The 13,346-nt window shown below is 63.5% G+C and carries 11 protein-coding genes and 1 pseudogene; 5 read left to right on the top strand and 7 right to left on the bottom strand.

All coding sequences use genetic code 11. The features are described from left to right. Window positions 1-528: a Spy/CpxP family protein refolding chaperone gene (locus AAG689_RS22035; RefSeq protein ID WP_406623779.1), complete on the bottom strand. Its 528-nt coding sequence runs from the start codon at window positions 526-528 to the stop codon at window positions 1-3. Between the two features lie 192 nt (window positions 529-720). Here AAG689_RS22035 and AAG689_RS22030 point away from each other — a divergent pair, with 192 nt between their 5' ends. The 5 genes and pseudogenes from AAG689_RS22030 to AAG689_RS22010 all read left to right on the top strand — a co-directional run bounded on the left by AAG689_RS22030 (window position 721) and on the right by AAG689_RS22010 (window position 5,512). After that, window positions 721-1,668 carry a recombination-associated protein RdgC gene (locus tag AAG689_RS22030; RefSeq protein ID WP_406623778.1) on the top strand — a complete coding sequence of 316 codons (948 nt, stop codon included), beginning with the start codon at window positions 721-723 and terminating at the stop codon, window positions 1,666-1,668. Window positions 1,669-1,680: 12 nt separating this feature from the next. Then, on the top strand, window positions 1,681-2,934 hold the full coding sequence (locus AAG689_RS22025; protein ID WP_406623777.1) for a nucleoside recognition domain-containing protein: 1,254 nt from the start codon (window positions 1,681-1,683) through the stop codon (window positions 2,932-2,934). 376 nt (window positions 2,935-3,310) lie between these two features. Further along, window positions 3,311-3,562 (top strand): DUF3297 family protein, encoded by a 252-nt coding sequence (locus AAG689_RS22020; RefSeq protein ID WP_406623776.1) that lies wholly within the window; start codon window positions 3,311-3,313, stop codon window positions 3,560-3,562. A gap of 34 nt (window positions 3,563-3,596) precedes the next feature. Beyond that, window positions 3,597-4,531: pseudogene (locus AAG689_RS22015) on the top strand (acyltransferase family protein); the annotation flags it as partial. 3 nt (window positions 4,532-4,534) lie between these two features. Then, window positions 4,535-5,512, top strand: coding sequence for an SGNH hydrolase domain-containing protein (locus AAG689_RS22010; protein ID WP_406626389.1), 978 nt, complete (start codon window positions 4,535-4,537; stop codon window positions 5,510-5,512). Between the two features lie 51 nt (window positions 5,513-5,563). Here AAG689_RS22010 and AAG689_RS22005 read toward each other — a convergent pair whose 3' ends face one another. The 6 genes from AAG689_RS22005 to AAG689_RS21980 all read right to left on the bottom strand — a co-directional run bounded on the left by AAG689_RS22005 (window position 5,564) and on the right by AAG689_RS21980 (window position 13,331). Further along, window positions 5,564-7,438: a beta-galactosidase gene (locus tag AAG689_RS22005; protein ID WP_406623775.1), complete on the bottom strand. Its 1,875-nt coding sequence runs from the start codon at window positions 7,436-7,438 to the stop codon at window positions 5,564-5,566. A 43-nt stretch (window positions 7,439-7,481) separates the two neighbouring features. Then, window positions 7,482-8,669, bottom strand: coding sequence for an acetyl-CoA C-acyltransferase family protein (locus tag AAG689_RS22000; protein ID WP_406623774.1), 1,188 nt, complete (start codon window positions 8,667-8,669; stop codon window positions 7,482-7,484). Window positions 8,670-8,680: 11 nt separating this feature from the next. Continuing rightward, a complete protein-coding gene (locus AAG689_RS21995) occupies window positions 8,681-9,388 on the bottom strand; it encodes an enoyl-CoA hydratase/isomerase family protein (protein ID WP_406626388.1) in 708 nt (235 codons plus the stop codon). 134 nt (window positions 9,389-9,522) lie between these two features. Next, a complete protein-coding gene (locus tag AAG689_RS21990; RefSeq protein ID WP_406623773.1) occupies window positions 9,523-11,334 on the bottom strand; it encodes an AMP-dependent synthetase/ligase in 1,812 nt (603 codons plus the stop codon). Continuing rightward, window positions 11,331-12,152, bottom strand: coding sequence for an ABC transporter ATP-binding protein (locus AAG689_RS21985; protein WP_020227305.1), 822 nt, complete (start codon window positions 12,150-12,152; stop codon window positions 11,331-11,333). Before AAG689_RS21985 ends, AAG689_RS21990 begins: the two co-directional genes overlap by 4 nt. 6 nt (window positions 12,153-12,158) lie before the next feature. Then, window positions 12,159-13,331 carry an ABC transporter substrate-binding protein gene (locus AAG689_RS21980; RefSeq protein WP_020227306.1) on the bottom strand — a complete coding sequence of 391 codons (1,173 nt, stop codon included), beginning with the start codon at window positions 13,329-13,331 and terminating at the stop codon, window positions 12,159-12,161. Window positions 13,332-13,346 lie beyond the last annotated feature (15 nt).

Below are 13,346 nucleotides of genomic sequence, written 5' to 3'. Positions count from 1 at the left end.
TCACTGTGCGGGCGCTGCGCCGTGGCGCGGCCCCTTGTGGCCATGCATGTGCTTGCCCTTGGGGCCGTGGCGGAACATGCGGGCGCTCTCGGCGTCGAAGACCTTCTGCTGCGCCGGCGTCAGCGCGGCGTAGAAGGTCTTGGCGGCTTCGCCGCGGCGGTCGGCCTCGGCCGCGCGCTGGGTGCGCACGGCGCGCATGTGGTCGATGCGCTCGGGCGTGGTGAGCTGCGCCATGTCCTGGCGCCCCAGGCGGGCATGCTGGCCGGGCTGCATGCTCTGCGTGAACGCGGTCCAGGCAGGCTCCTGGTCCGGCGTGAGCTGCAGCTTCTGCTTGAACGCCTCGGCATGCCGGGCCATGGCTTGCTGGCGCTGCTCCGGGGTGCGGTGGTGGCGCGGACCGTCGGCGCGCTGGCCCTGGACGGCGGCCGCAGGGGCGGGCTGGGCCACCACGGGCAGAGTGGCGGCGCCCAGCAGGGCGGCGGCCAGGGCGGTGGCGGCAAGGCGGGGAGAGAAACGGATGCGGGTCATGGTGGCTTCCTTTCGGGTGGTCGATGGAAGGCAGTGTGCGCGGCCCGTGTATCGCCGCCATGAGCGAACCCTGCACGTGTGTAAAGTTGCGTCAAGCAATGCCCGGCTGCCGGGCATTTTTTGAATGAAATCCGGCTCCAGCGCTTATCTAGAAAGCGCTGGCAGCTATCAAATCTGACAAGGAATCCCCCTGTGTTCAAGAACATGATCGTGTACCGCATCGCGCCCGGGTGGCAGGCGGAGCTGGCCGCGCTGGAAGAAGCGCTGGCCAAGGCCCCCTTCCAGGAGTGCGGCGCCACGCAGGAAAAGTCCAGCGGCTGGGTGCCGCCGCGCGGCGAGGCCCACGGCCTGCTAGCCGAGAGCGTGGGCGGGCAGTGGGTGCTGCGCTTCATGACCGAGGCCAAGATGCTCCCCGGCACGGTGCTGGCGCGCAAGGTGAAGGAAAAGGCCGCGCAGATCGAGCAGCAGACCGGCCGCAAGCCCGGCAAGAAGGAAACCAAGGAACTCAAGGACGAGGCCAAGCTGGACCTGCTGCCCATGGCCTTCACCAAGCAGGGCTCCACCTGGGTGTGGATCGACCGCGAGGCGCGCCTGCTGGTACTGGACACGGGCGCGCAGGGACGCGCCGACGAGATCGTCACCGCACTGGTCGAGGCGCTGCCCGGCCTGTCGGTGGCGCTGCTGGACACCCAGACCTCCGCGCAGGCCGCCATGGCCCACTGGCTCAAGGAGCAGGAGCCGCCCGCGGGCTTCTCCATCGACCGCGAATGCGAGCTGAAGGCGGCCGACGAGAGCAAGGCGGTGGTGCGCTACGCCCGCCACCCGCTGGACATCGAGGAAGTGCAGGCCCACATCCAGGCCGGCAAGCTGCCCACCAAGCTGGCCATGACCTGGGACGACCGCGTGAGCTTCGTGCTCACCGAGGGCCTGCAGCTCAAGAAAGTGGCCTTCCTCGACACGGTGTTCGAGGGGCAGGGCCAGGACGATGGCGGCTTCGATGCCGACGTGGCCATCGCCACGGGCGAGCTGTCCAAGCTCATCCCCGACCTGATCGAGGCGCTGGGCGGCGAGGGCCGCACGGAGCTGGGCGCCGCAGCGGCGTCTGCTGCACCTGCGCAGGACGACGACGCGCCTTTCTAGACGGCCTGAACCATGGCGCTCAACCGGGTCTGGACCGCCTTCTTCCTCGTCGCCTTCGCCACTGCCGTCGTGCGCTGGCTGCTGGGCGAGGCGGGCATTTTCCAGGCCCTGCTGGCGGCGATGTTCGACGCCGCGCGCTCCGGCTTCGAGATCTCGCTGGGCCTGGCGGGCGTGATGGCGCTCTGGCTGGGTCTGATGCGCGTGGGCGAGCGCGCGGGCATGGTGGAGCTGCTGGCGCGCCTGGCAGGGCCGCTGCTCGCGCGGCTGTTCCCCGGCGTGCCGCCCGGCCACCCGGCCCAAGGCGCGATGACGCTGAACATCTCCGCCAACCTGCTGGGGCTGGACAACGCCGCCACGCCGCTGGGCCTGAAGGCCATGCGCGAGCTGCAGGCGCTCAACCGCGAACCGGAGGGCACGGCCAGCAACGCGCAGATCATGTTCGTGGTGATGAACACCGCCGGGCTCACCCTGATCCCCACCTCGGTCATCGCCATCCGCCAGAGCGTCGCGCTCCAGCAGGGGCTGGGCGCGGGGTTCAACGCGGCGGACATCTTCCTGCCCACGCTGCTGGTCACCTTCGCCTCGCTGCTGGCCGGGGTGCTCGCCGTGGCCTGGTGCCAGCGCCTGCCGCTGTGGCGCGCGCGCCTGGCGGTGCCGGTGCTGGCGGTGGGCGGCCTGCTGGCGGCGGCCGTGGCGCTGCTGGCCCAGCTGCCGGCCGAACGCGCCGCACGGATCGCGGGCACCACGGGCGCGGCGGTCATTCTGGGCGTGGTAGCGCTGTTCCTCGTCGCCGGCGCGTGGCGCCGCGTCAACGCCTACGACGCCTTCGTCGAAGGCGCCAAGGAAGGCTTTGGTGTGGCCATCCAGATCGTGCCCTACCTCATCGCCATCCTGGTGGCCATCGGCGTGTTCCGCGCTGCCGGCTGCATGGACGCGCTGCTCGGCGCCATCGGCGCGGGCGTGGCCGCGCTGGGCTGGGACACCGGCTTCCTGCCAGCGCTGCCCGTGGGACTGATGAAGGTGCTCTCCGGCGCGGGCGCGCGGGGCTTGATGATCGACGTGCTGCAGACGCACGGCGTCGATTCGTTCGCCGGTCGCCTGGCCGCCATCGTCCAGGGCTCCACCGAAACCACCTTCTACGTACTGGCGGTCTACTTCGGCAGCGTGGGCGTCAAGCACAGCCGCCATGCCCTGGGCTGCGCGCTGTTCGCCGACGCCGTGGGGCTGGTGGCGGCCATCGGCGTGGGCTACACGCTGCTGAGATAAGCCCCGGCACTGCATCTAGCGCCCCGAAAGGGGCTTTTTTTCGCCCGCCGCGGTTCGCCTGCCTGTTATTCATTGAATGTCTTATTTAAAGATAGTGGTAGTAGTAGAGGCGGATCCTGGCCGTGGACAAGTGCTTTTTCTTCCACTGCATCAAGCACTTGCGGGGCGCCAAAGCATGGGGACGGCAATGCCGCGCCGATGTACCCGCAATGGGGACAAGCGCGCCGTGCAGGCCGCCGCTGTGGATAACAGCCCGGTTGTGCCGGAATGTTCCTCAGACTTGTCCACAGAACTGATTTTTGGATGAAATCGGGCCTTAGCGCTTGATGTGCAAGCGCAAGCAGCTCTCATTTCAGGAGTGCGGGATAATCCCGCCATGACCGATTCCACCCGCTTTCCCCTGCCCGACCGCCTCGCCATCGACCCGCGCAGCCCGCACCATGTGGCGGCCGTGTTCCAGCAGGAGGCGGACATCGGCATCCGTTTCAACGGCAAGGAGCGGATGGATGTGGAGGAGTACTGCGTCAGCGAGGGCTGGATCAAGGTGCCCGCTGGCAAGACGCTGGACCGGCGCGGGCGGCCTCTGCTGATCACGCTCAGGGGCGTGGTTGAGGCGTTCTACAAGTGATATGTGATCAGATAGCCTGTAGAAGAATTGAATAATGAATAGAAATTCAGGTCACTATAGACGTGATATTGATGGACTACGTGCAATAGCAGTCTTTATGGTGCTAATGGTCCATGCATTTCCTAAAAGACTTCCAAATGGATACGTGGGAGTTGATATATTTTTTGTTATATCAGGCTACCTTATCACATCTATCTTGCTACGAGATTTTTCGATAAATAGTTTCTCAATTAGAGAATTTTATATACGAAGGATTAATAGAATATTTCCTGCATTGTTATTGGTCTTGGTTTTTACCATGACTATAGGGATGCTGGTTATGTATCCAGACGAATATTTGAAAATGAGATGGTCTGCATTGGCCAGTACATTATTTTCGGCTAATATAAAATTTTATCTAGAGGCTGGTTATTGGGATATATCCAGTAAATTAAAACCACTATTGCATTTATGGTCTCTGGGAGTGGAGGAGCAATTTTACTTGTTGTGGCCACTTGTTATATGGATCATTTTTCGTAAAAAGTTTTCATTTACTGTTTGGTCTTTGGGTATTATATTTTTATCTCTGATTATCAACTTTTTTTGACTTTTGAAAATCAGCCTGCTGCGTTTTATTTGCCTTTTGGTCGCCTATGGGAGCTAGCTGCAGGAGGACTACTGGCTGGTATTCAGTATAACTATTCATCGCCTATTCATGCGGGGATAAGGAACACATTGGGATGGGGGGGCATTATTTTATTGATGGTTACCCAGGCAGTGCCTATGGATGCGGATGCATTTCCTGGCTACTATGCAGTCATCATTGTTCTCGCGACGGCCTTTCTTATTTTTTCGGGACCTCATTCGTGGATCAATCGATATTTTTTGTCGAATCAATTATTGGTTTATATTGGAAAAATTAGCTATCCGCTTTATTTGTGGCATTGGCCATTGTTGGTTTTTGCTCGGTTATTGGGAGATGGCCAATGGAGCATGGCTCATCGCAACATAGCAGTGCTAATTTCGATAGCACTAGCTGTGCTCACCTATCATGCATTGGAAAAGCCACTTGCCCAGCGAGTAGTGCGTCGAGGTCGGCTAGCAGTTATTTTGGCAAGTTTAATGGCCTGTTTTGGAGGGGCAGTAGGATTAATTCATTGGGAAAAAATGCCATTTGCGCCTGTATCTTATGCCAATGCGAAGCTGTTGAATTATGAGATGCCTGAAATTCATAGCAGTGGCAAAATTGTTTTGCTGGGAGACAGTAATGCAGGGCACATGGTATATGGTCTGTCTCTCTTATATGGAGAGAGACTGAAGCACTACGCTACCCCTGGCTGGCCTTATTTGGATGGTGTGAGATACCGTCCTGGCTTCGTTCCACATCCAGACCACGTTGGTTCACCAGAAATCACGCAAAAAGCATTGGAAGAAATAGAGGCAGATCCAACTATCCGTCTTGTTATTATTTCAAATTCTTATTTGATGTATTTACCAGGTGATAATCTGCGCAGTATATCGGGTGCTGCCACGTCTGAGACTGTGGCGCAAGCTTATGAAGCAGGTATGTACCGTACCGCGCAAAGGTTGCAAGCCCGCGGTAAAAAAGTACTGTTGATCAAGTCAATACCAAACTATTCCATGCTGGCTACAGTCAAGGCATGCGTTGCAGAAGTTCGGCCGCAACTGAGGCATCAGCCCGAGGATTGCAGGCGTTCCAGAGCCGTGATTGAGTCGGAACGTGCTGAATACGATGGAATTATTAAGCGTATTGAGGCTGGTTTGCCAGCGGTCAGGACGTTTAACACGCTTGATGTACTGTGCGATGCCCAGTATTGCTATGTAGAACGCGATGGGATTTTGATGTACATCGATCCAGGCCATTACACGACGGCTGGAAGTCAGTTGATGGGTGCAGCCGTTGCCAAGTATATTGAGCAGATGCTTTTGGCTAGAAATGGTATGAATTAAAAAGGGCCAAGATGCGCATAACATCTTGGCCCTTTTATCTCGCATGCTTTTCTAACGGCGATGTGCCGGTGTTTTACAAACAGCTCTTGTATTGCAAGGTATGGCATTAGTGATCTCACGCACAAAAATCTTCTTCCAAAGATCCTGCGTGTCATCTACCAGCTGGGGCGTAAAACCGAATGCCAGCGTGCGTTCGCCGCGCACCATGATGCCCTGGCGTTTGTTGACGATGTCGGTGGCCAATAGGCGGTAGCCGGGGCGCGGTGTCATGGCCGCGTAGCCCGTGTACAGCTTGCGCGAGGACTTCAAGCGCAGGATTTCACCATTGCCCGTCATGAATATGCCGCCGCGCGGCTTCCAGTGTAGGGCTTCGATGCCGAAAAGCTCGTGCATCCAGTCGAAAACGGGTTTGCCGTTTTCGTCGAATTCGCCCAGGCGCATGTCCTGGATCAGCGTGCCGCCTTGTTTCCAGAAGGCTGCGAGCTGCTGCTTCACGGATGCGGGCAGCGCGGCCTGGTGCGGTACCACGATGGCGTCCAGGGTTTGCAGCAGCGGATCGTCTCCGCGCAGGTTTTTCTCTCCGATGACGTGGACTTTGAAGCCCGGCTGAGTGCTCAGCAGGTCGTAGGCGGCGAGCAGCGCCTCGCGGTGGACATTGACGCCGCCACTGCGGTCACCGTGCCATACATAGTAGTTGGTGGTGGAGGCAAGAATGCCGATGGTGAGCGTCGCCTTTGTGTCCGACGTGGCCGGGGTGGGCCGCACGTTCAGCGTTTGCAGCTTTTTCAGGTCGATGGTGCCGGCCAGGTGCGGGTCGAGCTGGCGTTGCAAGCCCCCCACTTCGTAGCCGATCACATTCGGCAGTGCCAGTGCGGTGGACAAGGTGCGGTTGATGACGGGCAACAGTTCGGCGGACTTCTTCACCCGCTCCCACTGCTCGGCATAAGCTCCCACCATGATTTGCTTGTAGCCGACTGACGCCATGTAGTTGGCGAGCATGGGCAGAACGCGCGCGTCGCCAGACAGGGCCCATCCGTCGTAGAAGTTGTAGTCGATGACGGCGACGTCCAGACAGTCGGCCAGTTGCTCGGCTATGCTGGTGGCGTAAATGGCGTCGTGCGCGGTAAAGAGTTCACCGAAATAGCTCATGGCGCGGCCGCCCTGGCTGCGGATGGTGTTGGCATAGAAGCAGGTGGCCTCCTTCAGGCGCGCTTCACGGAATTGCTTGTGCGCGTGCAGCAGTGGCTCCGTGCGTGGCAGACCCAGGGCGATGTCGCTGGTGTAGTTGATGACGGGCAGCGGCGCGCCATTCTGGGCGCGGAAGGCGGCCTGTGCAGCGTCGGCGTAGTCGCGCCACTGGTAGCCGGTTTGGCCGTACTTGATTTCGTGCTCCTCCTGCAGTCCGATCGAGTAACCCAGGACCTTGCCAGGGTAGCGCTGCTGCATGTGTGCCACGGCATGGCGCACGAACTTGGCTGAGAGCTCGCGCACCGTGGGATTCGCGAAATCAGGCTGCGGCGTGATCTGGCCGGAGAAGTTTTTCATGATCCCGTCGGGAAACTGCTTGTACAGCCAGGTGGGCACGGTAGTGCGGTCGGGGTGCATCTTGCCGTTGGCGTCAAAGTACGTGCGGCCTCCCATGTCGAGCACGACCACCAGCGACAGCCCGCCCTGGGTGAGCTGGTCAAAGTACGGGTTGTAGGCCGAGAAGTCGAAGCTGCCCGGCTGGGCTTCGACGTCGGACCAGTTCAGGTACACGGTTGCGTGGTTGATGCCAACGCGTTGCAGGTCGCCGATGATCTGCGGGTTCTGGCGCAGATCCTGGGGCATGACGATAAGGGTGGCTACCTGCGGCTTGGCGACCGCTGCACTGGCAAAAAACAGGGCGTACAGCAGTGCTGTGGCTGAACGAAGAAGGAAGTTCATGTACGTTGTAGACGTGTTGCCGGAAACGTACATTCTCTTATAGTCACACCCGTTCGAAGATGGCCGCGATGCCCTGGCCGCCGCCGATGCACATGGTCACCAGCGCGTAGCGCCCGCCCGTGCGGTGCAGCTCGGCGATGGCCTTGGTGGTGATGATGGCGCCGGTGGCGCCCACCGGGTGGCCTAGGGAGATGCCCGAGCCGTGGGGGTTGACCTTGGCGGGGTCCAGGCCCAGCTCCTGGATGACGGCGCAGGCCTGGGCGGCGAAGGCCTCGTTGGCCTCGATCACATCCATGTCTTGCACCGTGAGGCCCGTGCGTGCCAGCACCTTGCGCGTGGCGGGCACGGGGCCGATGCCCATGTAGGCGGGCTCCACGCCCGCGTGCGCGTAGCCCACGAGGCGCGCCAGGGGCTTCAGGCCCAGGGCGGCCATGCGGTCGCCCGCGGCGAGCACCACGGCGGCTGCGCCGTCGTTGATGCCCGAGGCGTTGCCGGCGGTCACCGTGCCGCCGTCCTTCCTGAACGCGGGCTTCATGCCGGCCAGCACTTCCAGCGTGATGGCGGCGCGCACATGCTCGTCTTCCTGGAACAGGGCCGTGCCCTTGCGGGTGGCGATCTCGACGGGGACGATCTGTTCCTTGAAGCAGCCCGCCGCGATGGCGGCGGCGGCGCGGCGCTGGCTTTCCAGCGCGAGCTGGTCCTGCATTTCACGCGAAATACGGTAACGCTCGGCCACGTTCTCGGCGGTGATGCCCATGTGCATCTTCTGCCACGGGTCGTGCAGGATGCCGAGCATGTAGTCGATGCTCCTGCTGTCGCCCATGCGCTGGCCCCAGCGCGCGCCCTGGTCGAAGTACGGGCCGCGGCTCATGGACTCGGAGCCGCCGGCCACGGCCACGTCGCAGTCGCCGTAGCCGATGGCCTGCGCGGCGCTGACGATGGCCTGCAGGCCCGAGCCGCACAGGCGGTTGACGTTGAACGCGGGCGTCTCGATGGGGCAGCCGGCGTCGATGGCGGCCACGCGGGCGAGGTAGGCGTCCTTGGTGTCGGTGGGGATCACGTTGCCCATGACGACGTGGCCCACGGCGTCGGGCGCGATGCCGGCGCGCTGGATGGCGGCCTGGACGGCGATGGTGGCGAGCCGGCTGTTGGGCACGTCCTTCAAGCTGCCGCCGAAGGTGCCGATGGCGGTGCGGGCGGTGCTGGCGACGAAGACTTCGCGGTGGGTCATGAAGGTTTCCTTTACTGGCCTTTGAATTCCGGCTTGCGCTTGGCGAAGAAGGCCTCGATGCCTTCGCGCAGGTCGGCCGTGTGGGCGCAGGCATCGAACGAGGCGGCCTCGGCCGCGAGCTGCGTGGGCAGGTCGCGGTCGAAACCGGCGCGCATCAGGCGGCGCATGTGGCCGTATGCCACCGTGGGACCGGCGGCTAGGCGTTGGGCCAGGGCCTGCGCGGCCGCTTCCAGCTCGGCGGCGGGCAGCACGCGGTTGACCAGGCCCAGGCGCAGTGCGTCGGCGGTGGTGAAAGTGTCGCCCAGCAGAGCGATCTCCAGCGCGTGGCGCAGGCCCACGAGGCGCGGCAGCGCCCAGGAGGCACCCACGTCGCAGCTCGTGCCCAGGTTGATGTAGGCGAGGTTGAATTGGGTGCCCTCGGCCGCGAGCACGAAGTCGCACATCAGCATGAGCGACAGGCCCGCGCCGGCCGCAGCGCCGTGCACCTGGGCGATGACGGGCGCGTCCAGTCCCTGCAGCAGCGTAAGGGTTTCGTTGAGCGGCGCCAGCAGATCCCTGGCGCCCTGGGCCGGATCGGCGCGCAGGGTGGCCAGGTCGCCGCCGGCCACGAAGGCGCGGCCGGCGCCCTTGAGCAGCACGGCGCGCACGCCGGCGTCCTGCGCGATGGCTTTCACGGCGGCCAGCAGCGCCTGCGCGGTGGGCAGATCCAGCGCGTTCATGGCCTCGGGGCGGTTGAACTGCAGCGTGGCCACCGCGCCCTGGCGGGTGAGGAGGAGGGGGATGCGTCGGTCATGGTGTGCTATCTAAAAAGAGCTGCTCGCGCTTGTACATCAAGCGCTGGAGGCCAATTGGGCTATGAATACAGCGCTTCGATCTCGGCGGCGTAGGTCTTGTAGATGCTGGCGCGGCGCACCTTCATGGTGGCGGTGACCTCGCCGTCGTCGTGGTCCAGCTCCTTGGCGAGCAGGTGGAAGCGGCGGATCTGGGAGACCTGGGCCAGCCGCGCGTTGCCCTGGCTGATTTCCAGGTCGATGAGCTCGCGCACCTGCGGCGTCTCGACGAGCGAGCGGAAATGCGTGAACGGCAGGCGCCGTGCCTCGGCCCACTTGGCCACGGTCTCGTAGTCGATCTGCACCAGCGCGCCGACGAACTTGCGGCCCTCGGCGACGATGATGCATTCCTTGATGTAGGGGCTGGCCTTCATCGTGTTCTCGATCTCCGAGGGCGTGAGGTTCTTGCCGCCGGCGGTGATCATGATGTCCTTGAGCCGGTCCACGATGCGGATCTGGCCGCGCTCCTCGCGCACCACGTCGCCGGTGTGCAGCCAGCCGTCCACGATGGTCTGGGCGGTGGCCTCGGGATTCTTGTAGTAGCCGCAGAAGACCATGTCGCCACGGATCTGCAGCTCGCCCATGTCTTCCCCGGTTGTGGCGATGCGGTACTGCACGCCCTTGGTTACCGTGCCCACGGTGCCTACGGCCACGTCGTCCAGCACGTGGCCGGTCACCATGCCGGTGGATTCGGTCAGGCCGTAGACCTCGATCAGCGGCACGCCCAGCGTGCGGAAGAACCGCACCACGTCGGGCGGTATGGGCGCCGCGCCGGTGAGTGCGACCCGAGCCTCGCGCAGGCCGATGAAGTTCTGCAGCGCGCGCAGCACGGTCCAGTAGCTCAGCCCATAGTGCAGGCGCTCGGCCAGGGACCATTGGCCGCGGGGCTTTTCCGCCAGCGGCGCGCAGGCGGCCAGGGCGCGCGCGTACAGCGCGCGGCGCAGCGGGCCGGTTTCCTGCATCTTGATGGTGATGGCCGAGTGCAGCTTCTCCCAGATGCGCGGCACGCCCAGGAACATGCTAGGCGCCACTTCGCGCAGGTCTTCCTGCACGGTGCGGATGGATTCGCCGAAGTTCACCTGCGAGCCCAGGTAGACCGGGCAGAAGGTAGTGAGCATCTGCTCGGCCACGTGGCACAGCGGCAGGTACGACAGGTGGGTGGTCGCCGCGTCCAGCCGCAGCCGCTCCACAATGCCGGGCACCACGCCGCGCATGTTGCGCCAGGAGATCATGGCGCCCTTGGGCTTGCCGGTGGAGCCGGAGGTGTAGATCATCAGGCCGATGTCGTCCAGCCGCTGGCGCGCGAGAGCCTCGTCGATCGCCGCGCCCTGGCCGGCCCGCGCGCCGAGCTGCTCCACCTCGGCGAAGGTGGCGATGAGCTGGCGCACCTCGGGCGCGAAGCTGCGCAGGCCCTTGGTTTCCATGACGATGATCTTCTTCAGGCGCGGCAGTTGCTCCAGCGCCTCCAGCACCTTGTCGGTCTGCTCCTGGTCCTCGCAGACCATGACCTCGATGTCGGCGTGGCCCACCACGTAGGCCACTTCCGCGGTGGGGCTGGTGGGGTACACGCCGACGGCGATGGCGCCGACCAGGCCCGCGCCCATCTGCGCCAGCACCCATTCGATGCGGTTCTCGGCGATCACGCCCACGTGGCCGCCCGCACCCAGACCGAGCTGCAGCAGGCCCTGGCCGAAGTGCGCCGCGCGTTCGTAGTACTGCGCCCAGGTGAAGGGCTTCCAGATGCCGAAGTCCTTTTGCCGGATGGCGACGCGCTGCGCGTCGGTGCGCGCGCGTTCGCGCAGCATCTGCGGCAGGGTGAGGTCGGGGAGGGTCATGACAGCCAGCGTTTCCGACGTTTGTAGTGCTTGATTTCTTTGAAGCTTTTCGCCTCCCCGCTGCCGCCCGTGCCGAGGTAGAACTCGCGCACGTCGGGGTCGCTGGCCAGGCGCTCGGCCGTGCCGTCGATGACGATCTTGCCGTTCTCCATGATGTAGCCGCCATGCGCCACGGCCAGGGCCACGGTGGCGTTCTGCTCCACCAGCAGCATGGAGGTGCCGCGCTCGGCGTTGATGCGGGCGATGATGGTGAAGATATCCTCCACCAGCTTCGGCGACAGGCCCAGCGAGGGCTCGTCCAGCAGGATGAGCTGGGGCTGCGCGATGAGCGCACGGCCGATGGCCAGCATCTGCTGCTCGCCGCCCGACAGGTAGCCCGCCAGGCCCTTGCGCCGCTCGTGCAGGCGCGGGAAATAGGTGTAGACGAGGTCGAAGTCCGGCCGTGCCGCGCCCGCGCGCCCGCTGAGCGCGTAGGTGGAGGCGACGAGGTTCTCCTCGATGGTGAGGTCCTCGAACACGCGGCGGCCTTCCATCACGTGCGACAGCCCGCCGCGCACCAGCTCCTGCGGCGCGCGGCCGGCCGTGCTGTGGCCGTTGAAGTGCACGCTGCCCGAGGCGAGTTCGCCGTTCTCCAGCGCGAGCAGGCCCGAGACGGCCTTGAGCGTGGTGCTCTTGCCCGCGCCGTTGCTGCCCAGCAGCGCCACGATCTGGCCGCGCGGCACGGCCAGCGACAGGCCGCGCAGGGCCTGCACCGTCTTGTGGTAGATGACCTCGATGTTGTTGACTTCGAGGACGTTGTCCGTGGCCTGCGGGTTCATGCCGTCTTAGAGCTTGATCCAGTCAGAGACGGGCACCATCTTCTGCGCCTTCATGTCGGCCTTGTAGACGCGGCCCACGGGCAGGGAATTGCCCGTGATGGTGAGCGGCACGCCGATGAGGCCGCCGGTGTCGAAGTCCTTGATGGAGTTGAGCGCGGCTTTCAGGTGGGTGCCCGTGAGCGGCTTGCCCGCGTCGAGGCAGCGCTTGGCCGCCTCGAGGAACAGCATGGCCGCGAGGAAGCCCTGCGTGTAGGCCGTGCTCTGGTATTCCGGGCGCATGGCGCGGATCTTCTCCAGCATGGGCGCCTTCTCGGTGTCGTAGTAGTAGCGGTAGGGCATCACGCCCATGAAGCCGTCGCCGGCCTCGCCCATCTTCATGACGGTGGAACTGTCCATGGTCCAGAACGTGCCCATCCACTTCGACTTCATGCCCTGCTGCTTGCCCTGGTTGATGAACTCGGGGATGGGCGCGAGGATGTAGCCGTGGAAGATGGTGTAGTCGGGCGCGGCGCGGCGCAGCTTGATGACCTCGGTGGACACGTCCACGCTGCCCGCGGGGGTCATGATCTTGATGGGCACGGACAGGCCCAGCTTCTTGGCCTCGGCCTCGCTGCGCTCGATGGGGTCGCGGCCGAATTCGGAGTCCGAATAGACGAAGGCCACCTTGGCACCCGGCTTTTCCTTGGCGATGTGCTTGAGCAGGATGCTGAACATCTCCGTGTAGTCCGGGCCCACGAGGAACTGGTGGGGGTACTTCTTGGGGTCGTTCAGTTCGCTGGCGAACGAGGCGCCGGCCATGAGGATGTTGCCGTTGCGCTCCAGCTCGGGGTTGATGGTCTTGGAGAAGCCCGTGGAGTCGCCGTAGTAGAGGTTGACCTTGTTCTGGCTGGTGATCTTCTTGAACGCGGCCACCGACACGTCGACCTTGTAGCCCGTGTCCTCGGGCACGTACTTCACCTTGCGGCCCTTGATGCCGCCCGCGTCGTTGACGATCTTCACGTAGTCCTGGATGCCGGCGTTGATGCCCACGCCCGCGAAGGCGAACACGCCCGTCATGGGAATGGAGCCGCCGATGACGATGTCCTCCGTGCCTTGCGCCAGCACCGAGAGCGGGTGCGCGAGCGTGGCGGCGGCCGCGCCCAGCATGAGGCGGCGGCGTTTCTGGGAAATGCGTTGCATGTCTGTCTCCTTGGT

Source organism: Acidovorax sp. SDU_ACID1 (assembly GCF_045291395.1).
GTDB lineage: Bacteria > Pseudomonadota > Gammaproteobacteria > Burkholderiales > Burkholderiaceae_C > MR-S7.
This window is presented reverse-complemented; position numbering and strand designations above follow the sequence as displayed.

Bases quoted from the DNA above. Each gene is read 5' to 3' on its own strand.
- AAG689_RS22020 (WP_406623776.1), top strand. From the start codon at position 3,311: ATGACCGATTCCACCCGCTTTCCCCTGCCCGACCGCCTCGCCATCGAC.
- AAG689_RS22025 (WP_406623777.1), top strand. From the start codon at position 1,681: ATGGCGCTCAACCGGGTCTGGACCGCCTTCTTCCTCGTCGCCTTCGCC.
- AAG689_RS22005 (WP_406623775.1), bottom strand. From the start codon at position 7,438: ATGAACTTCCTTCTTCGTTCAGCCACAGCACTGCTGTACGCCCTGTTT.
- AAG689_RS22035 (WP_406623779.1), bottom strand. From the start codon at position 528: ATGACCCGCATCCGTTTCTCTCCCCGCCTTGCCGCCACCGCCCTGGCC.
- AAG689_RS21990 (WP_406623773.1), bottom strand. From the start codon at position 11,334: ATGACCCTCCCCGACCTCACCCTGCCGCAGATGCTGCGCGAACGCGCG.
- AAG689_RS22000 (WP_406623774.1), bottom strand. From the start codon at position 8,669: ATGACCCACCGCGAAGTCTTCGTCGCCAGCACCGCCCGCACCGCCATC.
- AAG689_RS21985 (WP_020227305.1), bottom strand. From the start codon at position 12,152: ATGAACCCGCAGGCCACGGACAACGTCCTCGAAGTCAACAACATCGAG.
- AAG689_RS21995 (WP_406626388.1), bottom strand. From the start codon at position 9,388: ATGAACGCGCTGGATCTGCCCACCGCGCAGGCGCTGCTGGCCGCCGTG.
- AAG689_RS22010 (WP_406626389.1), top strand. From the start codon at position 4,535: ATGGCTCATCGCAACATAGCAGTGCTAATTTCGATAGCACTAGCTGTG.
- AAG689_RS21980 (WP_020227306.1), bottom strand. From the start codon at position 13,331: ATGCAACGCATTTCCCAGAAACGCCGCCGCCTCATGCTGGGCGCGGCC.